The sequence below is a fragment of the Streptomyces sp. NPDC058257 genome, from assembly GCF_042881845.1.
Classification (GTDB): Bacteria; Actinomycetota; Actinomycetes; order Streptomycetales; family Streptomycetaceae; genus Streptomyces.
Window position 1 is genome coordinate 1,101,427 of sequence record NZ_JBHVXJ010000001.1, and the last position, 22,290, is coordinate 1,123,716.

Below are 22,290 nucleotides of genomic sequence, written 5' to 3' on the forward strand. Positions count from 1 at the left end.
GCCTGCCCGCACGCCGAAGGGAGCACGGAGAACTCCATCGCACGCGGCCGGTCCGGCGCGGAAACCACCCCGTACGCGGCGCCCCGCTCACCGTCGACCCTGATCAGAAGGGTGAGCAGCAGTCGTCCGTACGGGGTCACGACCACGCCCACCCCGTCGGCTGAGCGCCGGACGACGCGCGTACGAGGAGGGCGGCGGGAACGACGACCCGTCCCGGTGCCGGTGCCCTCTCGCCGCGGCCCTCGATCAGGTCGGCCAGGAGGCCCACGGCTGCCCGCGCCGTGCGGTCCGGGTCGAGGGTCACCGTGGTCACGGGCGGCCGGGTCGCCGCGTAGGCGGGGTCCTCGCTCGCGCACACCACTCGCAGCTCGTGCGGGACGCGCAGGCCGGCCCTGGCCGCGGCGGCCAGGAGCTGGTGGCCGCCCGGGTCGTACGCCGCGTAGACGGCGTCGGGAGGGACCGGGCCCCGCAGCAGCGCGTCGAACGCCCGCCCCTGGTCGTCCGCCACGCCGAAGGGCACGATCAGCGGGTCGGCGCCGCGCTCCGCGCACCATCCGGCGTAGGCCGCCGTCACCGCGCGTGCGTAGTGCTCGTCGCCGTTGCCGGACTGGAGCGCGATCCGGCGGGCGCCGGACGCCGCAAGGTGGTCGAGGACCTCGCGGGTGGTCGCGTCGTGGTCGTTGTCGACCCAGTGGTCGCCGGGCAGCGGATCGCCGGGTACGCCGTCGAAGACGACCGGGATGCCGCGGGCGCGCAGCGCGCGGACCATCGGGTCCCCGCGCGGGCTGTCCATGACCAGCATGCCGTCGACGGCGAGACTGTGCCACGCGTCGTCCGCCGCGCGCACGGCCGGCAGCGTGGTGAGGGCGTAGCCACGTGTGTGGGCCGCCGCTGTGGCCGCCGTGACGACGCGCGAGAAGTACGCGATCTCCGTGTAGTTCCAGGCGGCGGGGAACGTGGTGACGGCGATGCCGAGCGTGCGCGTGCGCGGGGCGGTGCGGCGGGTGCCGTAGCCGAGGGCGGTGGCGGTTTCCCGCACCCTGCGCCGGGTGGCCGCGCCCAGCCGGCCGGTGCCGTTCAGGGCGTGCGAGACCGTCGCGGTCGACACCTCCGCCGCGCGCGCTATGTCGGTGAGGGTGGGCCCTGGCACGGCGGTGATTCTACGGATTCCCTGTGCCGGGGGCCATGACTCCACGGAATCCGTCGTGGGCGACGGCTTCTGGTTAACGGGTTACTCGGTGAGTCTTTGAGCCTCCCGCGAGTCGTCGCGCCGCTCGCTTCGCGGCGGATTCCTCCCGGCCACCCACCGAATGCCCCGTGTCACAGCAGCTAGGAGACGCCCTATGCCCTCTTCGCACTCCTTCGCCCTCTCCCGGCGCGGGCTCCTCGCCTCCGCCGGTGCCGCAGGAGCCTCTGTCGCCGTCGGCGCGAGTGGCGCGGCCGCCTCCTCCCCCCGCCGCTCCGCCGCCCTCGTACTGCACAACTCCCGCGTGTTCACCGGCACTCGGGGACACGCCCCCGCGCAGGCCGTCGCCGTCGGGCGGGACGGGAAGATCCTTGCCGTCGGGAGCGACTCCGCTCTCAAGCGCTTCATCGGGCGGGACACGCAGGTGGTGGACGCTCGGGGCGGCACCGTGATGAGCGGCATTCACGACGGGCACGCCCACCCCATGGACGCGGCGAACCGCTCGCTGCGGCCCTCGCTGGCCGGCGCCGAGCAGACCGTCGATGAGCTGCGCAAGACGCTGACCACGTTTCTCAAGGATTCAGCCCTGAAGGACTCCGCCGACCAGGAGCCCGACGGATGGCTCGTGGTGGAGGACTGGAACCCCGTGGGGCTGCTGCCGCGCGGGACCGCCCCGCATCACTCCATGCTCGACGCGCTGCCGACCCGGCGGCCGATCGCGCTGCGCGGCGGCGACGGGCACAACCTCTGGGCCAACCAGCGCGCCCTGGACATCGCGAAGATCACCGCGTCGACGCCCGACCCGGTCGGCGGCAAGATCGTCAAGGGCGCGGACGGCAAGCCGACCGGCGTGCTCAAGGACGACGCCCAGCCGCTCGTCTCCCGGCACATCCCCGAGCCCGACGAGACACAGCTGGCGGACGCCGCCGCCAAGACCCTCGCCGAGGCCGCCGCGTCCGGCGTCACCACCTTCATGGAAGCCGTGGTGGGCCGCGGCGAGCTGAAGACGTATCAGCGCCTGGCCGAGTCCGGACGCCTGCTCCAGCGCATCGTGCCCGCCCTGCGCATCGAGACCGGTCAGACCAAGGACCCGGCGGCGGCGCTCGCGTACGCGAAGGGGCTCCGCGAGGACTTCAAGGACGTACGCGGGCTCCGCTTCGGCACCGTCAAGGTCTTCCTCGACGGGGTCATCGAGTACCCGGCGCAGACCGCCGCGCTCCTGAAGCCCTACCTCGACGAGGACGGCAAACCCACCGACCACCGCGGCGACCTGTACGTGTCGTCGGCGGACTACGGCCGCCTCACCGCCGCCTTCAACAAGGACGGCTGGCAGATGCACGCGCACGCCATCGGCGACCGCGCGGTGCGCACCTCCCTCGACGGCTACGCGTACGCCCTGCGCACCACCTCAGCGCGCGGCCTGCGCAACACCACCGCGCATCTCCAGCTCGTCGACCCCGCCGATCTGCCCCGGTTCGCCCTGCTCGGCGTCATCCCCTGCATGCAGCTCCAGTGGGCGACCCGCAACATCTGGACCATGGATGCCCTGCTGCCCTACATCGGCGCCGGACGTCACCGCCGGCTGTACCCGGCGCGCAGCCTGGAGGGGCACGGGGCGCGGCTCTCCGGTGGCTCGGACTGGCCTGTCGATCCGCTCCAGGTGTGGAACCAGGTGCGGACGGCCGTCGACCGGTTCGGGGCCGAGGGCGAGGGCGATCTGTACCGCGAGCAGGAGGGCCTCAGCCGCTCGTCCGCCCTGCTCATGCACACCATCGGCACGGCGCGTCAGCTCCGTATGGACCACCTCACCGGAACGGTCGAAACGGGAAAGTCGGCCGACCTGGTGCTGCTCGACCGCGATGTGACGCGGTGTCCGGTGGCCGATATCAGCTCTGCCGAAGTGCGGCTGACGCTGACCGGAGGCACAGTGGTGCATGACGCCGACTCGTCGGCCGGGCGCGCTGCCGCCGCCCGGGTGACGCGCGCGGCGGCGGGACCGCGACCGGCGGCGCAGGCCGCGGTGCACGGCGGGCGGCACGCCTCGTGCGGTTGCGGCTGACCCGACGTGGTGAAGTGGCGTACGGAATAGACGTACGGGAACTTCCGTGTTGAACCGGTCATTTCACGTATGGCCTACCCCAGCGCATGCGTCATCTCATATCTGAGATAACCTGCACAACATGGCAGACGATTACCTCGTACGTATCGGCAAGCTCATCCGCGACGCCCGGCAGCACAGGGGCTGGACGCAGTCGCAGCTCGCCGAGGCGCTCAACACAAGTCAGAGCGCCGTGAACCGCATCGAGCGCGGCAACCAGAACATCAGCCTTGAGATGATCGCGCGTATCGGCGAAGCGCTGGACAGCGAGATCGTCTCCCTCGGGTATGCCGGGCCGATGCATCTGCGCGTGGTCGGCGGGCGGCGGCTCTCCGGCTCCATCGACGTCAAGACGAGCAAGAACGCCTGCGTGGCGCTGCTCTGCGCCTCCCTGCTCAACAAGGGACGCACGGTGCTGCGCCGCGTGGCGCGCATCGAGGAGGTCTACCGCCTCCTCGAAGTCCTGAACTCGATCGGCGTGCGCACCCGTTGGATCAACGACGGGGTGGACCTGGAGATCGTGCCGCCCGCCCAGCTCGACATGGAGGCGATCGACGCGCAGGCCGCGATCCGGACCCGCTCGATCATCATGTTCCTCGGTCCGCTGCTGCACCGCATGGACCGCTTCAACCTGCCGTACGCGGGCGGTTGCGACCTCGGCACCCGCACGATCGAGCCGCACATGATCGCGCTGCGCCGCTTCGGGCTCGACATCGCCGCGACCGAGGGGCTCTACCACGCCGAGGTCGCGCGAGACGTCGTCCCCGACCGCCCGATCGTGCTGACCGAGCGCGGCGACACCGTGACCGAGAACGCCCTCCTCGCCGCGGCCCGCAGCGACTGCACCACCGTCATCCGCAACGCCTCGTCGAACTACATGGTCCAGGACCTGTGCTTCTTCCTGGAGGCGCTCGGCGTGAAGGTCGAGGGCATCGGCACGACGACCCTCACCGTGCACGGCGTCCCGACCATCGACGTCGACGTCGACTACTCCCCCTCCGAGGACCCGGTCGAGGCGATGAGCCTGCTCGCCGCGGCCGTCGTCACGGAGTCCGAGCTGACGGTGAACCGCGTCCCGATCGAGTTCCTGGAGATCGAGCTCGCGGTCCTGGAGGAGATGGGCCTCGACCACGACCGCACGCCGGAGTACTTCGCGGACAACGGCCGTACGCGCCTGATCGACCTCACCGTCCGGCCCTCCAAGCTGGAGGCGCCGATCGACAAGATTCACCCGATGCCGTTCCCCGGCCTGAACATCGACAACGTCCCCTTCTTCGCGGCCATCGCGGCGGCGGCGCAGGGCAAGACGCTGATCCACGACTGGGTCTACGACAACCGCGCGATCTATCTGACCGACCTGAACCGCCTCGGCGGGCGCCTCCAACTCCTCGACCCGCACCGGGTGCTGGTCGAGGGCCCGACCCGCTGGCGCGCCGCCGAGATGATGTGCCCGCCCGCACTGCGGCCCGCCGTGGTCGTGCTGCTCGCGATGATGGCGGCCGAGGGCACGTCCGTCCTGCGCAATGTGTACGTGATCAATCGCGGGTACGAGGAGCTGGCCGAGCGGCTCAACTCCGTGGGCGCGCAGATCGAGACGTTCCGGGACATCTAGGAGGCCGTCGGCCGTTCGCCTACGTGGTCTTCACGAACTCGCGGATCGCCTCGGCCAGCGCGTCGGGGCGATCCAGCGGGATCAGGGTGCGGCAGTCGTCCAGTTCCACCAGGCGGCTCTTGGGGAGCAACTCGGCGAACCTGCGGCCGTGTTCGATGGGCATCATCCTGTCCTGCCTGCCCCAGACGATCAGGGCGGGACTGTCGTACGTGCGCAGGGCCTCCGCAGCCTCCCGCATCTCCGTCCTGCGGGCGGAGCGGAGGTAACGGACCAGGACCTGGCGGGCCTGGGGATCGGTGCGCAGGGGTTCGAGCCAGCGGTCCGTCAGGTCGTGCGGGACGGGGCGGTGGGCCATGACCGCGAATCCCGTGCCCGGGACGCGGCGCAGGGCGCGTACGGACAGGACGCGGATCAGGAGGGCGATGCCGCCGGGCACGCGCGCGGCGGCGTCCATCATCTTGCCGCCCGCGCGCGGCGGGTAGTTGTCGAAGGCCTCGCAGCCCGCGATGACCATGCGGCCCACGCGGTCGGGGCGTTCGGCGGCCAGTTGCTGGAGCCGCCCGGCGTCGTTCTCGACGAAGACCGCGTCGCCGCCCAGACCCAGCGCGTCGGCGAACTCACCGATCAGCCGGGCCATGGTCGACGGCGTCAGCTCGGCACCCTGCTTCAGCGGTAGGCGATGGCTGCCGTACGGAAGCGTCGGCACCAGGCAGCGGAAGTCTTCGCCCAGTTCCTGCACGACGTGGCGCCATACGCTGCCGTCCTGGACGAGGCCGTGCAGCAGGACGATCGGCGTGCCCGTGCCTCCCGTGTCCTCGTACTCGACGGGCCCTGCGGTGAGTTCGATCCGTGCCATGGCCGCCCCGTTTCCTAGCCTGATCTTCTGCCCGACGCTAAGCGGCTCAGTCGAGGACCGCCACCCCGTCCAGCTCCACCAGGCACTGCTCGTCCCAGAGGCGGACCGCGCCGATCACCGCCATCGCGGGGTAGTCGCGGCCCGCCAACTTCTTCCAGATACGGCCCAGTTGTGCCGCCTGACTGCGGTAGTCGGCGACGTCCGTGGCGTAGACGGTGACGCGGGCGAGGTCGGCCGGAGTACCGCCCGCGTGGCGCAGGGCGGTGAGCAGATTGCTCAGCGCGAGCTCGAACTGCTCGGGCAGGGTGGTGCCGGTGACCTTGCCGTCGGTGTCGAGGGCGGTCTGGCCCGCGAGGAAGACGAGGCGGCCACCCGTCGCGGTGACGGCGTGCGAGAAGCCGGTGGGCGGGGAGAGTTCGACGGGGTTGACGCGTTCGATGCTCATGCGGAGGGCTCCTCATGGGGCGCGGGATGCGGTGCGGGCTGTGCTGCGTACAACTCCTTCGCGATGATGGTCCGTTGGACCTCGCTCGCGCCCTCGTAGATGCGGGGCGCCCGCACCTCCCGGTAGAGGTGCTCAAGGAGATGGCCTCGCTGCAAGGCGCGCGCACCGTGCAGTTGGACCGCCGCGTCCACGACGTACTGTGCCGTCTCGGTGGCGATCAGCTTGGCCATGGCGGCGCGTCGGGCGATGTCCGGTTCGCCGCGGTCGTACGCCGCCGCTGCCGCGTGCACCATGAGGCGGGCCGCCTCCGTGCGCGTCGCCATCTCCGCGACCTGGTGCGCCACCGCCTGGAGGTCTTTCAACTTGCCGCCGAACGCGTCCCGCCCGGCGGTGTGCGCGAGTGTCGCGTCGAGTGCCGCGCCCGCCATGCCGACCGCGAAGGCGCCGACGCTGGGGCGGAAGCGGTTGAGGGTGGTCATGGCGACGCGGAAGCCGCGGTCGGGTTCGCCGAGCATGTCGTCGCCGGTGACGGTCACCCCGTCGAAGGCGAGGGCTCCGATCGGGTGCGGGGAGAGCATGTCCAGGGGCGTGCCGGTGAGGCCCGCGCGGTCGGCGGGCACGAGGAAGGCGGTGACGCCGCGGGCGCCGGCGCCGGGGGTCGTACGGGCGAAGACGGTGTAGAAGTCGGCCTCGGGGGCGTTCGAGATCCAGCACTTCTCGCCGGTGAGCCGCCAGGAGGAGGCGCCGTCCGGGACGGCGCTCAGGGCAAGGGCGGCGGCGTCCGAGCCCGCGCCGGGTTCGGAGAGCGCGAAGGCGGCGACGGCGCGCCCCGCGCGGGCGGGGGCCAGCCACTGCTCGCGCTGGCGCGCGGAGCCGTACGCGGCGACGGGGTGCGCCCCGAGCCCCTGCAGCGCGAGCGCGGTCTCGGCCTCCGTGCAGGCGTAGGCGAGGGACTCGCGCAGGAGGCAGAGGCCCAGGGCGCCCGAGGTGGCCGGCGGGGCCGGGGACCGTGCGGCGGCCGAGCCACCCGGCCCCTCCCCCGCGAACAGGCGGTCGAGGAGGCCCAGTTCTCCGAGGGCCTCCACCAGTGGGCGGTTCACGCGGCCCGGCTCGCCCTTCTCCGCCAGCGGACGCAGCCGCTCGTCGGCGAGGGCGCGTAGCTCCGCACACCAGGCGGTTTGTTCTGGATCGAGCGAGAATGCCGTCATGCGGGCCCCTCCTCTATCGCGCACCGTTGACTGTCGTCACCATCACGATACGCTCGTTGCGCGAGCTCACCACAAGCCCGAACGGCAAGGGGGCGACCCGCTGTGGACGCCAAGAGTGCACTGCGACTCCACCCATCGGCTCACGTCGACACCTTCGCCCGGGATCATCTCCCGCCGCCGGAGCAGTGGCCCGCGTTCGTCCGCGACCGGCCCGAGGTGCACTACGCCGACCGCCTCAACTGCGGCGCCGAGCTCCTCGACCGGACGGTGGAGCGGCACGGCGCCGAGAGAACCGCGTTCCGTGCGGGTTCCGGCGACGCGGGCTCCACAGGCGTGTGGACGTACGGCGAGCTGCAGCGGCACGTCGACCGGATCGCGCACGTCCTGACCGGCGAACTCGACGTACTGCCGGGACAGCGCGTCCTGCTGCGCGGCCCCACGACGCCCTGGCTCGCGGCCTGCTGGCTGGCGGTGATGAAGGCGGGCGCGGTCGCGGTCACCGTCCTCGCCCAGCAGCGCGCGCACGAGCTGGCCACGATGTGCGAGATCGCCGAGGTGAGCCACGCGCTGTGCGACGCCCGCTCCGTGGACGACCTGATCAAGGCCGGGATCCCGGGACTGAGCGTCACCACTTTCGGCGGGGACGCGGACGACGACCTCCTCACGCGCGCCGCCCGGCAGCCCGACGTCTACGAACCCGTCGACACCGCCGCCGACGACGTCGCCCTCATCGCCTTCACGTCCGGCACCACCGGGCGCCCCAAGGGCTGTATGCACTTCCACCGTGACGTGCTCGCCATCGCCGACACCTTCGCGCGCCATGTCCTCAAGCCGGTGCCCGACGACGTGTTCGCGGGCAGCCCACCGCTCGGTTTCACCTTCGGACTCGGCGGTCTCGTCATCTTCCCGCTGCGGTTCGGCGCCTCGTCGCTCCTCCTGGAACACGCGGCTCCCAAGCAGCTGCTGCCCGCGATCGCCGAGCACGGCGTGAGCGTGCTCTTCACGGCGCCGACCGCCTACCGCACGATGCTCGACGAGCTGGGCAAGCCGGACGCCCCCGACGTCTCCACACTGCGGCGGTGCGTCTCCGCAGGGGAGAATCTCTCCACCAACACCTGGCACGCCTGGCACGAGCGCACCGGGCACCGCATCATCAACGGCATCGGCGCGACCGAGCTGCTCCACATCTTCATCTCCGCCGCCGACGAGGCGATCCGGCCCGGCACCACAGGCCGCCCCGTACCCGGCTGGCACGCGCGCGTGGTCGACGATTCGGGGGCTCAGGTGCCGGACGGGGAGCCGGGTCTGCTCGCCGTGCGCGGGCCTGTCGGCTGCCGGTATCTGGGCGACGAGCGCCAGCTCCAGTACGTACGCCACGGCTGGAACGTCACCGGCGACACCTACGTCCGCGACGCCGACGGCTACTTCACCTACGTGGCCCGCGCGGACGACATGATCATATCGGCGGGGTACAACATCGCGGGCCCGGAGGTCGAGGAGGCGCTCCTGCGCCACCCCGATGTCCTGGAGACGGCCGTCGTGGGGCGCTCCGACGAGCTGCGCGGGCAGGCGGTCGTCGCGTACGTCGTCCCGCGCGCGGGCACCGAACGGGACCCGGAGCGGCTGCGCGAGTTCGTGAAGGGCGAGCTCGTGCCGTACAAGTGTCCGCGCGAGATCGTCTTTCTGGACGCGCTGCCGCGCACCGCGACGGGCAAGCTGCAACGGTTCCGGCTGCGGGAGCCGGGGCCCGTAGAGTGATCACGTGTCCGAGCAGCACACTCCACGGTCCCTGATCGTCACCTTCTACGGCGCCTACGGGCGCGCGGCCCCCGGCCCGGTGCCGGTCGCCGACCTCGTCAGGCTCCTCGCCCCCCTCGGCGTGGACGCCCCGTCCGTGCGCTCGTCCGTGTCCCGGCTCAAGCGGCGCGGGCTTCTCGTACCGGCGCGGACGGCGGCGGGCGCGGCGGGGTACGCCCTGTCGCCGGACGCACGCCAGCTCCTGGAGGACGGCGACCGGCGCATCTACGCCACTCCCCCGGCCGCACGGCGGGGCGGCGGCTGGGTGCTGGCCGTCTTCTCCGTACCGGAGTCGGAACGCCAGAAGCGGCACGTCCTGCGCTCCCGCCTGGCCGGACTCGGCTTCGGGACGGCGGCACCGGGGGTGTGGATCGCCCCTGCGCACCTCTACGAAGAGACCCGGCACACGCTGGAACGCCTCCAACTCGCCTCGTACGTCGACCTGTTCCGGGGCGAGCACCTGGGCTTCGCGGCGACGGCGGACGCGGTGGCCCGCTGGTGGGACCTGTCCTCGATCGCCAAGGAGCACGAGGCGTTCCTCGACCGGCACGAGCCGGTGCTCCGAGCCTGGCAGGGACGGACACAGACCCCGCCCGAAGAGGCGTACCGCGACTATCTCCTCGCCCTGGACTCCTGGCGCAGGCTGCCGTACGCGGACCCGGGCCTTCCGGGGGAACTCCTCCCGGAGGGGTGGCCCGGTGACCGGTCGGCCGAGGTGTTCAGGGCGCTCGACGGGCGGCTGCGGGACGCGGGGGCGGGGTTCGTCAACTCCCCAGTTTGAGGCGGGGCTTGGGGGCGTCCGTGCGCCCTGTCTGTGGGCGGCGGCTGCCCGCGCCGTACTGCACCGGCCAGGCGACGCCAGGTCCCGCGTAACCCTGCTCGGCCGCCGCGTGCAGCGTCCAGTGCGGGTCGTACAGATGGGGACGCGCGAGCGCGCACAGGTCGGTGCGGCCCGCCAGGATCAGGGAGTTGACGTCGTCCCAGGAGGAGATGGCGCCGACCGTCAGGACGGGGATGCCGGTTTCGTTGCGGATGCGGTCGGCGAACGGGGTCTGGTAGGAGCGGCCGTACGCGGGGCGCTCGTCGGAGACGACCTGCCCCGTGGAGACGTCGATCGCGTCGGCTCCGTGCGCGGCGAAGGCGCGGGCGATGCCGACGGCGTCGTCCGCCGTGGTGCCGCCCTCGGCCCAGTCGGTGGCCGAGACGCGGACGGTCATGGGTTTACCGTCCGGCCACAACTCCCTTACCGCGTCGAATACTTCCAGAGGGAAGCGCAGGCGGTTCTCCGGGCAGCCGCCGTACTCGTCCGTCCTGCGGTTCGTCAGTGGCGAGAGGAACCCGGAGAGCAGATAGCCGTGCGCGCAGTGCAGTTCGAGGAGGTCGAACCCGCCACGCCCGGCCCGCCGGGCCGCTTCGGTGAACTGTTCGCGGATCTCGTCGAGCCCGGCCCGGTCCAGCTCGTGCGGGCGTTGGCTGTGCGGCTTGTACGGGAGGGGCGAGGGGGCCACCAACGGCCAGTCGCCCTCGTCGAGGGGTTCGTCGATGCCCTCCCACATCAGCTTCGTGGAGCCCTTGCGGCCCGAGTGCCCCAGCTGGACGCCGATCGCGGTGCCCGGCGCCTGTGCGTGCACGAAGTCCGTGATCCGGCGCCAGGCGTCGGCCTGCCCTTCGGTGTAGAGGCCCGCACAGCCCGGTGTGATGCGGCCCCTCTCGCTGACGCACACCATCTCGGTCATGACCAGGCCCGCGCCGCCGAGCGCCCGCGCGCCCAGGTGTACGAGGTGGAAGTCGCCGGGGACGCCGTCCGTCGCGGAGTACATGTCCATGGGCGAGACGACCACGCGGTTGCGCAGGGTGAGGTCGCGCAGCTGGAAGGGCGTGAACATCGGCGGCGTACCGTCCGGGCAGCCGAAGTCGCGTTCGACGGACTCGGTGAAGCGGGCGTCGCGCAGGCGCAGGTTGTCGTGGGTGACGCGGCGGCTGCGAGTGAGCAGGTTGAAGGCGAACTGGCGCGGCGGCTGGCCGAGATAGTCGGGAAGCCGCTCGAACCACTCCAGGCTGGCGCGGGCGGCGCGCTGCGTGGACTCGACGACGGGACGGCGCTCCGTCTCGTACGCGGCGAGGGCCTCGGGGATGCCGGGCTGCTCCTGAAGGCATGCGGCGAGCGCGAGGGCGTCCTCGACGGCGAGCTTGGTGCCGGAGCCGATGGAGAAGTGGGCGGTGTGGGCGGCGTCGCCGAGCAGCACCGTATTGCCATGCGACCAGTGCTTGTTGAGGACCGTGCGGAAGTTGATCCAGGAGGACTTGTTTCCGCGCAGGGTGCGGCCGCCGAGCGCGTCGGCGAAGATCTTGGCGCAGCGTTCGGTCGAGTCGCGCTCGTCGAGCTCCGCGAACCCGGCCGCCTCCCACACCTCTTCGCGCATCTCGACGATGACCGTGGACTCACCGGTCCCCGCCGTGGAGAAGGGGTAGCCGTGCAGCTGCATCACGCCGTGCTCGGTCTCGGCGATCTCGAAGCGGAAGGCCTCGAAGGCGAAGTCGGCCGCGAGCCAGATGTAGCGGCAGCGGTGCGTCTCGACACTCGGCCCGAAGGCCTGCGCGTGCGCCTCGCGCGTGAGACTGTGCACGCCGTCCGCCGCGATCACCAGGTCGTACGAGGTGGAGAGCTCGGCCGCTGACGGCGCCTCGGCGCAGAAGCGCAGATCGACGCCGAGCTCCCGGCACCGCTCGTGCAGGATGCCGAGCAGCCTGCGCCGCCCGAGCGCCGCGAATCCGTGCCCGCCCGAGGTGTGACGGCTCCCCCGGCGCACGATGTCGATGTCGTCCCAGCGCACGAACTCCGCCTGGAGCGCGGCGTAGACGACGGGGTCGGCGTGCTCGATGCCGCCGAGCGTCTCGTCCGAGAGAACGACTCCGAAGCCGAACGTGTCGTCCGGGGCGTTGCGCTCCCAGACGGTGATCTCGCGCTCCGGGTCGAGCCGCTTGAGCAGGGCGGCGGCGTAGAGCCCGCCGGGTCCGCCGCCGATAACGGCGACGCGGTGTGCGGAGTCGCGCGCGGGGGTGGCCGGGGTCTCGGGGGTGGCCGGGGTCTCGGGGGTGGCCGGGGTCTCGGGGGTGGCCATCGTCAGCGCCCCTGCCACTTGGGCGGGCGCTTCTGCGTGAACGCCGCGTGGAATTCCTTGTAGTCCTCGCCGGTCATGAGGAGGGCCTGCGTCGCGGCGTCCAGCTCCACGGCGGCCGCCATCGGCATGTCGAGTTCCGAGGTCAGCAGCGCCTTGGTCTGCGCGTACGCAAGGGCGGGGCCGTCGGCGAGGCGGCGCGCGAGGGACTGTGCGGCCTCGGCCGCCTTGCCCTCGTCCGTCAACTCGCTGATCAGGCCGATCCGTTCGGCCTCCGGGGTGCGCACCGGGTCGCCGAGCATCAGGATCCGGGTGGCGTGGCCGAGGCCGACGACGCGGGGCAGGAGGTACGCGGCTCCCATGTCACCGCCCGACAGGCCGACCCGGGTGAAGAGGAAGGAGAACCGCGCCGAGGGATCGGCCACCCTGAAGTCCGCGGCGAGCGCGAGCACCGCGCCCGCGCCCGCGGCCACCCCGTGCACGGCGGCGATCACCGGGAAGGGGCACTCGCGGATGGCCCGTACGACCTGTCCCGTCATGCGGTTGAAGTCGAGCAGCGCCGCGGTGTCCATACCGAGGGTCGCGCCAATGATCTCGTCGACGTCACCGCCCGAGCAGAAGCCGCGCCCCTCTCCGCCGAGCACCAGCGCGCGTACGGACTTGTCGCGGGAGAGTTCGGCCAGGAGATCGCGCAGGTCGGCGTAGGCACCGAAGGTGAGCGCGTTCAGCTTGTCGGGGCGGGCGAGGGTGACCGTGGCGACCCCGTCGTCCACCCCGAATCGGAGGTGCTGCCAGTCGGGGGTGCGGGGGGCGGAGCCGGTGAAGGGACTCATGACGACGTGCGGCCTCCTCGGTCGGGGCGGCGGCGGTCTGCTTCTCGAAGGTGCCTCTTCGAAGGTGCCTCTTCGAAGGTGCCTCTTCGAAGGTGCCTCTTCGAAGGTGCCTCTGCCTTTCGAAGTTATCACCTGTCCGTGACTGTCGTCACGCGTACGCGATACGTCACGACCGTGCGATCACGCGGTCACGCGTTCGCATCAGGGGCTCCTTGAGGGAACGGAAATCCCGACATGCATGTCTTGTCGCCTGAGGCACCCAAGGGCCGGACGTCCCGGAAATGCCCGACCGTCGACCCTGTCGACATAGCGCTTAAGATTCGTACGGTTGAAAGCAGGACCTCCTGCTGCCTTGAACGGACCCGCCTTGCACAAACCTTCCGCTCCAGCCTCGTGGCGCATCGCGCTGCCGCACACCACCGCGGCCGTGCCGATCGCCCGAGCACTGGTGCGCACCGCACTCACGGAGATCGAGTCGCCCGCCGACAGCGATACCGCTGAGCTGCTCACGGCCGAGCTGGTGGCCAACGCGGTGGAGCACACCTCGGGCGACGACCCGATAGAGCTCGTCATCGAGCTCCTGCCGAGCGGCTGCCAGGTGGAGGTCCACGACTCGAACCCGCTGCCGCCCGGCGATCTCAGCGATCCGGCACCGATGAGCGAGCCGGACCCCTGGCAGGAGCACGGGCGCGGTCTGCTCCTGATCCGCACCCTCAGCTCGTCCTGCGGTCACCGCCCCACCGACTCCGGCAAGGCGGTCTGGTTCACACTCCCCGCGGCGTAGCCCCGGCCGCCCCGGCGAGCCGGGAGTGACGGCGCCCGTACAGCGCGTACACCAGGGCACCCACGACGAGGAACACGGCGAACTGCACCCACGTCGTCCAGCCCGTGCCCCAGATCAGATAGAGGCAGAAGCCCACGCCGAGGACCGGGCACACGGGGTACAGCGGCACCCGGAAGGTGCGCTTCAGCTCCGGCGCCGAGCGGCGCAGCGCTAGTACCGCGACATTCACCACGACCATGATCGCCAGCGTGCCGATCGTCGTCAGGTTGACCACCACGTCGAGCGACGAGAAGGCGGCCGGGACGGCGAAGACCGCCGCGACGATCCAGGTGTTGGCGACCGGCGTCGAGGTCCTGGGCGAGACGCGCTCGAAGACGCGCGGGATGAGCCCGTCGCGGGACATCGACATCAGGATGCGGGTCTGCCCGTACATCACGGCCAGTACGACGGACGCGATGGCCACGACAGCGCCGAAGGCGATGACGCCGCCGCCGACCGTCGAGTCGGTGACCTGGTTGACGATCAGCGAGAGCGCCGCGGGCTTGTCGGCTACCGCGTCGGCGCCCAGGGCACCGATCGCTCCGATGGCGACAGCGACGTACAGCAGCGTGGCGACGCCGATGCAGATCAGGACGGCGATCGGGATGTTGCGCCGGGGGTTCTTGACCTCTTCGCCCGCCGTGGTGATCGCGTCGAAGCCGATGAAGGAGAAGAAGGCGAGCGAGGCGCCCGCGGTGATCCCCGAGACCCCGGCGCCCGCGAAGGGCGTGAGGTTGCCGGCCTTGAACGCGGTGAACGCGATCGCCAGGAAGAGCAGCAGGATCCCGATCTTGAGCACGGCCATGGCTGCCGTCGCCCGCGCGCTCTCGCGGATGCCGCGCACGAGCAGCACCGCGGCAAGGAGGATCACGACCACGGCGGGCAGATTCACGACGCCGCCCTCACCGGGCCCGGTGGAGAGCGCGTCGGGCAGATGCCAGCCGGTGAGGCTTTCGAGCAGCTCGTTCAGGTACTGGCTCCAGCCGACCGCGACGGCGGAGACGGAGACGCCGTACTCCAGGAGCAGGCACCACCCGACGAGGAACGCGGTGCGCTCGCCGAGCGAGGCGTACGCGAAGGAGTACGAGCTGCCGGAGACCGGGATCGCCCCGCCGAGCTCGGCGAACGAGAACGCCGTGAAGATACAGGTGACGGCGGCGAGGAAGTACGAGACGGCGACCGCGGGGCCCGCCTCGGCGACGCTGTCGGAGAGGCCGACGAAGATGCCGGTGCCGACGATCGCGCCGACGCCGAAGCACACCAGCTGGAACAGGCCCATGGTGCGCTTGAGGCCATGGCCTTCGAGGTCGGCGCCCGATTCGGCGACGAGGAGTTCGGGGGACTTGATGCGGAGTCCTGCCGGACCGGTCGAGCGCATGCGGTGGTTCTCATTTCGGTGGTGCTGGGTGCGGCGAGGGGTGGTGCCGCAACGAAATGGGGCCGGGGGAAGGTGTTCCCCGGCCCCACCAGTGTGAGCTGGTAACGCGTGTGTGGCAGGTCGGACGAGTGCCGACGGCCCGTGGTGTCAGGCGAGCGTGGCGACGAGGACCGCCTTGATGGTGTGCAAGCGGTTCTCGGCCTCGTCGAAGACGACGGAGTGCGCCGACTCGAAGACCTCGTCGGTGACCTCGAGAGAGCTTAGACCGTGCTGAGCGTGGATCTCACGGCCGACCTCCGTGCCCAGGTCGTGGAAGGCCGGGAGGCAGTGCAGGAACTTCACGTCGGCGTTGCCCGTCGCGCGCAGCACGTCCATGGTCACGGCGTACGGCGCGAGCGCGGCTATGCGCTCGTCCCAGATCTCCTTGGGCTCGCCCATGGAGACCCAGACGTCGGTCACGACGAAGTCGGCGCCCGCGACACCCTCGGTGATGTCCTCGCTGAGCGTGATCCGGGCGCCGCTGGTCTCGGCGAGCTCGCGGGCGCTGGCGACGATCTCGGCGGCGGGCCAGTAGGCCTTCGGCGCGACGATGCGTACGTCCATGCCGAGCAGTGCGGCCGTGATCAGGTACGAGTTGCCCATGTTGAAGCGGGCGTCACCGAGATACGCGAAGGCGACCTCGGTGAGGGGCTTGGCGCTGTGCTCGGTCATCGTGAGCACGTCGGCGAGCATCTGGGTGGGGTGCCAGTCGTCGGTCAGGCCGTTGTAGACGGGCACGCCCGCATGGGCGCCGAGCTCCTCGACCGTCGACTGGGCGTCACCGCGGAACTCAATGGCGTCGAACATCCGGCCGAGCACCCGGGCGGTGTCCTTCGGGGACTCCTTGCTGCCTATGTGCGATCCGGCCGGGTCGATGTACGTCGTGGAGGCACCCTGGTCGGCGGCCGCGACCTCGAAGGCGCAGCGCGTCCGCGTGGAGGACTTCTCGAAGATCAGCGCGATGTTCTTGCCGCGCAGACGCTGCGCCTCCGTACCGGCCTTCTTGGCCGCCTTCAGCTCGGCGGCGAGGTCGACCAGGCCGCGGAACTCCTCGGCGGTGAGGTCCAGCTCCTTGAGGAAGTGGCGGCCGGTGAGGTCGATGGCCATGATGGCGCTCCAGGGGTACACGTATGAGGACACTGGAAGTCTATACGACGCTCCACATTTCTATACGGCATCCCGCTGCACCGGACAGCTCATGCAGCGCGGCCCGCCCCTGCCGCGCCCCAGCTCGCTCCCCCGGATCTCGATCACCTCGATGCCCTCCTTGCGCAGATGCGTGTTCGTCGTCGAGTTCCGTTCGTACGCCACGACGACGCCGGGCTCGACCGCGAGCACGTTGCAGCCGTCGTCCCACTGCTCGCGCTCGGCCGCGTGCACGTCCTGGGTGGCCGTGAGGACCCGGATACCGCTCAGCCCCAGGGCCGCCGCGATCGCCCGGTGCATGTGCTCGGGCGGATGGTCGGTGACCTTCAGCTCCCGCCCGTCGACGCCTGGTTCGATGGTGTACGAGCGGAGCATGCCCAGGCCCGCGTACTGCGTGAAGGTGTCGGCGTCGACCATCGTCATCACCGTGTCGAGATGCATGAACGCGCGTCTCTTCGGCATGTCCAGGGCCACGATCGTCTGCGCGGAGCCCGCCGCGAAGAGCTTGTGCGCGAGCATCTCGACGGCCTGCGGCGTGGTGCGCTCGCTCATGCCGATGAGGACGGCGCCCCGGCCGATCACCAGGACGTCGCCGCCCTCGATGGTGGAGGGGTAGTCCGCCTGCCCCTGGGACCAGACGTGGAAGCCCTCGGACTTGAAGAGGGGGTGGTGCCGGTAGATCGCCTCGAAGTGCACGGTCTCGCGCTGCCGCGCGGGTCGGCTCATGGCGTTGATGGAGACGCCGTCGTAGATCCAGGCCGAGGTGTCGCGGGTGAAGAGGTGGTTGGGCAGCGGGTCGAGCAGGAAGTCGTCCAGGTCCATGCAGTGGAAGCGCACGGATGTCGGCTCCGGGTGGCGCTCCAGGAACTCCCGCTTCGTCATCCCGCCGATCAGCGCGTCGGCGAGCTCGGCGGAGGGCAGCGTTTCGAACGCGGCCCGCAGATGGTCCGTCGCGAGCGGCCCGTACTCCTTCTCGTCGAAGACCCGGTCAAGGACCAGCAGGCGCGCCCCTGGCACGTCCATGGCCTCGGTCAGGAGGTCGCCGAAGAGGTGGACGGCCACCCCGCGATCGCGCAGCACGTCGGCGAATCCGTCATGTTCCTGGCGGGCTCTGCGGACCCACAGGACGTCGTCGAAGAGCAACGCGTCCTTGTTGGTCGGCGTGAGCCGCTTGAGCTCCAGATCGGGGCGGTGCAGTATCACGCGGCGCAGCCGCCCGGCCTCGGAGTCGACATGGAATCCCATGGAGTCCATCTTTCCCTGGCCGGACGGCCGACGCCCGCTGTTGCCCAAAGCCGCGGAGCGGCATCCGGAGCCGCCGGTCAGCGGCTCCCAGGGCCGCGGACCGTCCCTAGAACCGCGGACCGTCCCCAGAGCCGCGGGCCGTCCCCAGAGCCGCGGGCCGTCCCCAGAGCCGCGGGCCGTCCCTAGAGCCGCGGGCCGTCCCTAGAGCCGCGGGTCGACCGGCTCCGACTCCAGGGCCAGGACCGCGAACACCGCCTCGTGCACCCGCCACAGCGGCTCGCCCGCCGCGAGGCGGTCCAGTGCCTCGATACCGAGCGCGTACTCACGGATCGCGAGCGAGCGCTTGTGGCCGAGGAAACGGCCGCGCAGCTTGTCGAGGCGGTCGGGGCGGGTGTACTCCGGGCCGTAGATGATCCGGAGGTACTCGCGTCCCCGGCACTTGATGCCCGGCTGCACGATCCGGCCCTTCCCGTCGCGGACCAGCGCCTCGACCGGCTTGACGACCATGCCCTCGCCACCGCGGTTGGTCATCTCCAGCCACCAGTCGATGCCCGACTGGACCGACGCCTCGTCGCCGGTGTCGACATAGAGCCGCCGGGTGGTCTGCAGCAGCCCGGTGCCGTCGTGCTCCACCATGCGGTCGATCAGGGCGAGCTGTTCGTCGTGCGGGAGCGCGGCGAGGCTGCGGCCTTGGACGGCCAGGATCTGGAACGGCGCGAGGCGCACGCCCTCAAGGCCTTCGGTCGGCCAGCAGTAGCGGCGGTAGGCGTCCGTGAACGCGGCGGCGTCCACGGCCCGTTCGCGCTGCGTGGCCAGGAGTTCCCCGGTGTTCACGCCGCGTGCCGTCGCCGCTTCCAGGGCGGCGATCGCGCCGGGGAAGACGGCTGCGGACGCGGCGCCCACGGCTGCGTACTGCGTGCGGAGCAGGCCGGACGCCTTCAGCGACCAGGGCATCAACTCCGCGTCGAGCAGCAGCCAGTCGCAGGTGCCGGAGGCGCTGTCGGACCCGGCGAGCTCCTGCCACAGGCCCGCTTCGGTGACGGCGGCGCGCACGCGGCCGAGTATCTCCTCGGTGACTTCCGGGTCGTCGAAGAACGGGCGCCCCGTGCGGGTGCAGAGCGAGCCGGTCGGCCCGTCCACCCCGAAGCGCTCGCGGGCCACGTCCGCGTCGCGGCACACCAGGGCCACGGCGCGCGAACCCATGTGCTTCTCCTCGCACACGACCCGGGCGACCCCGTCCCTGGCGTACGACGCGAAGGCCTCGGCCGGGTGCTCCAAGTACCCCTCGCGCTGCGATGTCGCGGTCGGGGCCATTGTCGGCGGGAGGTAGGGAAGCAGCCGCGGGTCGACGGCGAAACGGCTCATGACCTCCAGGGCCGCCGCCGCGTTCTCCTCGCGCACGGCGACGCGGCCCGCCTGACCGGTCTCCACGGCGCGGCGGCCGTGCACGTCGTTCAGGTCGAGCGGCCGCCCCTCGCGGCCCCCGGGGGCCTGGGTGCTGAGCGGCTTGACCGGCTCGTACCAGACCTGCTCCGCCGGTACGTCGACGAGCTCGCGCTCCGGCCAGCGCAGCGCGGTGAGCGCACCGCCGAACACGGCGCCGGTGTCCAGGCAGATGGTGTTGTTCAGCCAGGTCGCGGTGGGCACGGGGGTGTGGCCGTAGACAACGGCGGCGCTGCCGCGGTAGTCCTCCGCCCACGGGTAGCGCACGGGCAGGCCGAACTCGTCGGTCTCGCCGGTCGTGTCGCCGTAGAGCGCGTGCGAGCGCACCCGGCCCGACGTACGCCCGTGGTACTTCTCCGGCAGACCCGCGTGGCAGACGACGAGCTTTCCGCCGTCAAGGACGTAGTGCGAGACGAGTCCGTCCACGAACTCCCGCACGCTTCGGGTGAATTCCTCGCTCTCCGCCTCCAACTGCTCGACGGTCTCGGCGAGTCCGTGGGTGAGCTGGACCTTGCGGCCCTTGAGGTGACGGCCGAGCTTGTTCTCGTGGTTGCCCGGTACGCACAGGGCGTTGCCGTCGCCGACCATCGACATCACGCGGCGCAGCACGCCCGGGGAGTCCGGGCCGCGGTCGACGAGGTCGCCCACGAAGACGGCCGTACGCCCTTCGGGGTGCGCGCCGTCGACGTAACCGAGCTTGCCGAGCAGCGTCTCCAGCTCGGTGGCGCACCCGTGGATGTCGCCGATGATGTCGAAGGGGCCCGTGAGGTGGGAGAGGTCGTTATAGCGCTTCTCGGTGACGATGGTGGCGCCGTCGACCTCGTCCACGCCTCTGAGGACGTGGACCTTTCTGAACCCCTCGCGCTCCAGGTGCTTGAGGGAGCGGCGCAGTTCGCGCTGGTGGCGCTGGATGACGCGGCGCGGCATGCCGGCCCGGTCGTCGCGCTCGGCGTTGCGCGCGGCGCAGACCTCCTCGGACACGTCCAGGACGATGGCTATGGGCAGGACGTCGTGCTCCCTGGCCAGCGCGATCAGCTGCTTACGGCTCTCGCTCTGTACGTTCGTGGCGTCGACGACGGTGCGGCGGCCCGCGCCGAGGCGCTTGCCCGCGATGTAGCGCAGCACGTCGAAGGCGTCACCGCTCGCGCCCTGGTCGTTCTCGTCGTCCGCCACGAGGCCACGGCAGAAGTCGCTGGAGATGACCTCGGTGGGCTTGAAGTGCTTGCGGCCGAAGGTGGACTTCCCGGAGCCGGTGGCACCGACGAGGACGACGAGGGAGAGGTCGGTGACGGGCAGCACGCGTCCCGCGTGAGTGGCTTCGGTATTGGCTTCAGTAGTGGCTTCGGTAGTGGCTTCAGTACGGGAGCTGTTGCTGGGACCGGTGCCGGATTCATTCGTCATGCCGCCTGCACCTCCTTCGCGTTCTTGTCGGTGTCGCTGTTCTTCGCGGTCTCGTACGTCTTGTTGTTCTTCTCGGTCTTGTCGGCCTTATCCACCTTGTCGGTCTTGTCGGTTCGCGTGAACACGGCCATCTGAGTCGGGGGGCCCACCTCGGGGTCGTCCTCGCCGACGGGCACGAAGTCCACTCCATAACCGTGCCGTTCGGCCACCTGGCGGGCCCAGCCGCGAAACTCCTCCCGCGTCCACTCGAACCGGTGGTCGCCGTGCCGGACATGTCCGGCGGGGAGCGTCTCCCAGCGGACGTTGTACTCGACGTTCGGGGTCGTCACGAGCACGGTGCGCGGCCGCGCGGAGCCGAACACCGCGTACTCCAGGGCGGGCAGCCGCTCCACGTCGAGGTGTTCGATGACCTCGCTGAGCACGGCGGCGTCATACCCCTTGAGCCGCTTGTCGGTGTACGCGAGCGAGCCCTGGAAGAGCTTGACGCGCTCGGCCTGCCGCTCGCCCATGCGGTCGAGATTCAACCGCCGTGAGGCGATGGTCAGGGCCCGCATCGACACATCGACACCGGCGATTTCGGTGAACCGCGTGTCCTTGAGCAGTGCCTGCACCAACTGGCCCTGTCCGCATCCGAGATCGAGCACGCGTCCGGCGCCCGAGCCGGTCAGCTCCGCGAGAATCGCCTCGCGACGGAGCACCGCGAGCGGCACGGGCTTGTCCATCCCCTCCTCCGCCTCTTCAACATCAGCGTCAGCGCTCTCCTCCTCGACCGCGTTGTCGAGGTCGTCGACGTCCGTGTCGTCCGCGTCGGCGAGCCGCACCAGTTCGAGCCGCTGCATGGCCTCCTGGGTCAGCGACCAGCGCCGCGCGAGATAGCGGCTGGTGATGACCTTCTGCTCCGGGTGGTCCGCGAGCCAGCCCTCACCGGCTCGCAGCAGCTTGTCGACCTCGTCGGGCGAGACCCAGTAGTGCTTGGCGTCGTCGAGGACGGGGAGCAGGACATAGAGGTGCCGAAGCGCCTCGCCCAGGGTCAGCTTCCCGTCCGGCACTTCGAGCACGAGGTGCACGTACCGAGATTCGCCCCACTGCGGGAACCGCACGTCCAGCGGGATCCGCGTCACCGTGGCCGTCCAGCCCAGCGGCTCGAACAGCTTGTGCACCAGATCCGCGCCGCCGCGCGAGGGCAGTGCGGGCACCTCGATCCGCAGCGGCAGCGGCTGCACCGCCCGCTCGGGCCGTGCGTTGCACACCCCGCGCATCGCGCTGGAGAACACCGCGCTCAGCGCCACCGCGAGCAGCGACGAAGCTGCGTAGGGCCTGTCGTTCACGTACTGGGCGAGTGCCGCGTCGGGCGCACCGCCCTTCCCCTTGCCCTTCCCCCGCCGCACCAGTGCGACGGGGTCCACCTCCAGCAGCAGCGCGGCTGTGCAACGCTCCACGGACGCCTCTGGGTAGAAGACGTGTGCCGTGCCGTAGGACGTGGAGAACGCCTGCGCTTTGTCGGGATGCTTGTGCAGCAGGAACCCGAGGTCGGTCGCAGGGCTCTCGGGGGTACCGGAGGTACTGATCGTCAGGAACACGGGTTTGCCTCGAAACGCAATCTGAACTGCGGAAACTTACGGTTGCGGCTCCAGCGCGCCTCTAGACCGTACAGCGAACAC

16 protein-coding genes are annotated in these 22,290 nt (G+C 71.0%); 5 read left to right on the top strand and 11 right to left on the bottom strand.

Translation table 11 applies throughout. The features are described 5' to 3' along the window. Window positions 1–136: 136 nt before the first annotated feature. The gene (locus ACFVXC_RS04750; protein ID WP_389901392.1) at window positions 137–1,150 is read right to left on the bottom strand and encodes a LacI family DNA-binding transcriptional regulator; all 1,014 of its coding nucleotides are present in this window, start codon (window positions 1,148–1,150) and stop codon (window positions 137–139) included. 193 nt (window positions 1,151–1,343) lie between these two features. Between ACFVXC_RS04750 and ACFVXC_RS04755 the strand changes: the two genes are divergently transcribed. Together ACFVXC_RS04755 and ACFVXC_RS04760 are read left to right on the top strand one after the other, a co-directional pair. Then, the gene (locus ACFVXC_RS04755; RefSeq protein ID WP_389901394.1) at window positions 1,344–3,245 is read left to right on the top strand and encodes an amidohydrolase; all 1,902 of its coding nucleotides are present in this window, start codon (window positions 1,344–1,346) and stop codon (window positions 3,243–3,245) included. 121 nt (window positions 3,246–3,366) lie between these two features. Further along, a complete protein-coding gene (locus ACFVXC_RS04760; RefSeq protein WP_389901395.1) occupies window positions 3,367–4,896 on the top strand; it encodes a helix-turn-helix domain-containing protein in 1,530 nt (509 codons plus the stop codon). A gap of 19 nt (window positions 4,897–4,915) precedes the next feature. Here the strand turns inward: ACFVXC_RS04760 and ACFVXC_RS04765 are convergent, their stop codons facing one another. The 3 genes from ACFVXC_RS04765 to ACFVXC_RS04775 are packed head-to-tail and all read right to left on the bottom strand — an operon-like array spanning window position 4,916 to window position 7,405. Continuing rightward, complete coding sequence (locus ACFVXC_RS04765) at window positions 4,916–5,752, bottom strand: alpha/beta fold hydrolase (protein WP_389901397.1); 837 nt, start codon at window positions 5,750–5,752, stop codon at window positions 4,916–4,918. A 46-nt stretch (window positions 5,753–5,798) separates the two neighbouring features. After that, a complete protein-coding gene (locus tag ACFVXC_RS04770; RefSeq protein WP_389901399.1) occupies window positions 5,799–6,197 on the bottom strand; it encodes a RidA family protein in 399 nt (132 codons plus the stop codon). Further along, a complete protein-coding gene (locus ACFVXC_RS04775; protein WP_389901400.1) occupies window positions 6,194–7,405 on the bottom strand; it encodes an acyl-CoA dehydrogenase family protein in 1,212 nt (403 codons plus the stop codon). The genes ACFVXC_RS04770 and ACFVXC_RS04775 overlap by 4 nt, the downstream gene beginning before the upstream one ends. 102 nt (window positions 7,406–7,507) lie before the next feature. Here ACFVXC_RS04775 and ACFVXC_RS04780 point away from each other — a divergent pair, with 102 nt between their 5' ends. Further along, entirely contained in the window at window positions 7,508–9,163 is a 1,656-nt protein-coding gene (locus tag ACFVXC_RS04780; protein WP_389901402.1) for an AMP-binding protein, read from the top strand. Window positions 9,164–9,167: 4 nt separating this feature from the next. Beyond that, complete coding sequence (locus ACFVXC_RS04785) at window positions 9,168–9,983, top strand: PaaX family transcriptional regulator C-terminal domain-containing protein (protein WP_389901404.1); 816 nt, start codon at window positions 9,168–9,170, stop codon at window positions 9,981–9,983. Here ACFVXC_RS04785 and ACFVXC_RS04790 read toward each other — a convergent pair. Beyond that, on the bottom strand, window positions 9,967–12,324 hold the full coding sequence (locus ACFVXC_RS04790) for a bifunctional salicylyl-CoA 5-hydroxylase/oxidoreductase (RefSeq protein WP_389901406.1): 2,358 nt from the start codon (window positions 12,322–12,324) through the stop codon (window positions 9,967–9,969). The genes ACFVXC_RS04785 and ACFVXC_RS04790 overlap by 17 nt on opposite strands. Before the next feature lie 2 nt (window positions 12,325–12,326). Continuing rightward, entirely contained in the window at window positions 12,327–13,154 is an 828-nt protein-coding gene (locus tag ACFVXC_RS04795; RefSeq protein ID WP_389901407.1) for an enoyl-CoA hydratase family protein, read from the bottom strand. Between the two features lie 352 nt (window positions 13,155–13,506). Between ACFVXC_RS04795 and ACFVXC_RS04800 the strand changes: the two genes are divergently transcribed. Next, window positions 13,507–13,938, top strand: coding sequence for an ATP-binding protein (locus ACFVXC_RS04800; protein WP_389901409.1), 432 nt, complete (start codon window positions 13,507–13,509; stop codon window positions 13,936–13,938). Here ACFVXC_RS04800 and ACFVXC_RS04805 read toward each other — a convergent pair. The 5 genes from ACFVXC_RS04805 to ACFVXC_RS04825 form a co-directional block, all read right to left on the bottom strand. Beyond that, window positions 13,919–15,355 (bottom strand): amino acid permease, encoded by a 1,437-nt coding sequence (locus ACFVXC_RS04805; protein WP_389901411.1) that lies wholly within the window; start codon window positions 15,353–15,355, stop codon window positions 13,919–13,921. The two genes, ACFVXC_RS04800 and ACFVXC_RS04805, sit on opposite strands and share 20 nt — an antisense overlap. Before the next feature lie 147 nt (window positions 15,356–15,502). After that, window positions 15,503–16,501 carry an ornithine carbamoyltransferase gene (gene argF, locus ACFVXC_RS04810; RefSeq protein WP_389901412.1) on the bottom strand — a complete coding sequence of 333 codons (999 nt, stop codon included), beginning with the start codon at window positions 16,499–16,501 and terminating at the stop codon, window positions 15,503–15,505. A gap of 60 nt (window positions 16,502–16,561) precedes the next feature. After that, window positions 16,562–17,785 (bottom strand): arginine deiminase, encoded by a 1,224-nt coding sequence (locus ACFVXC_RS04815; protein ID WP_389901414.1) that lies wholly within the window; start codon window positions 17,783–17,785, stop codon window positions 16,562–16,564. Between the two features lie 201 nt (window positions 17,786–17,986). Further along, window positions 17,987–20,629 carry a polynucleotide kinase-phosphatase gene (locus tag ACFVXC_RS04820; protein ID WP_389901415.1) on the bottom strand — a complete coding sequence of 881 codons (2,643 nt, stop codon included), beginning with the start codon at window positions 20,627–20,629 and terminating at the stop codon, window positions 17,987–17,989. Further along, window positions 20,626–22,209 (bottom strand): 3' terminal RNA ribose 2'-O-methyltransferase Hen1, encoded by a 1,584-nt coding sequence (locus ACFVXC_RS04825; protein ID WP_389901417.1) that lies wholly within the window; start codon window positions 22,207–22,209, stop codon window positions 20,626–20,628. The genes ACFVXC_RS04820 and ACFVXC_RS04825 overlap by 4 nt, the downstream gene beginning before the upstream one ends. Window positions 22,210–22,290: the final 81 nt, after the last annotated feature.

Bases quoted from the DNA above. Each gene is read 5' to 3' on its own strand.
- ACFVXC_RS04755 (WP_389901394.1), top strand. From the start codon at position 1,344: ATGCCCTCTTCGCACTCCTTCGCCCTCTCCCGGCGCGGGCTCCTCGCC.
- ACFVXC_RS04760 (WP_389901395.1), top strand. From the start codon at position 3,367: ATGGCAGACGATTACCTCGTACGTATCGGCAAGCTCATCCGCGACGCC.
- ACFVXC_RS04765 (WP_389901397.1), bottom strand. From the start codon at position 5,752: ATGGCACGGATCGAACTCACCGCAGGGCCCGTCGAGTACGAGGACACG.
- ACFVXC_RS04770 (WP_389901399.1), bottom strand. From the start codon at position 6,197: ATGAGCATCGAACGCGTCAACCCCGTCGAACTCTCCCCGCCCACCGGC.
- ACFVXC_RS04775 (WP_389901400.1), bottom strand. From the start codon at position 7,405: ATGACGGCATTCTCGCTCGATCCAGAACAAACCGCCTGGTGTGCGGAG.
- ACFVXC_RS04790 (WP_389901406.1), bottom strand. From the start codon at position 12,324: ATGGCCACCCCCGAGACCCCGGCCACCCCCGAGACCCCGGCCACCCCC.
- ACFVXC_RS04795 (WP_389901407.1), bottom strand. From the start codon at position 13,154: ATGAGTCCCTTCACCGGCTCCGCCCCCCGCACCCCCGACTGGCAGCAC.
- ACFVXC_RS04805 (WP_389901411.1), bottom strand. From the start codon at position 15,355: ATGCGCTCGACCGGTCCGGCAGGACTCCGCATCAAGTCCCCCGAACTC.
- argF (WP_389901412.1), bottom strand. From the start codon at position 16,501: ATGGCCATCGACCTCACCGGCCGCCACTTCCTCAAGGAGCTGGACCTC.
- ACFVXC_RS04815 (WP_389901414.1), bottom strand. From the start codon at position 17,785: ATGGGATTCCATGTCGACTCCGAGGCCGGGCGGCTGCGCCGCGTGATA.
- ACFVXC_RS04820 (WP_389901415.1), bottom strand. From the start codon at position 20,629: ATGACGAATGAATCCGGCACCGGTCCCAGCAACAGCTCCCGTACTGAA.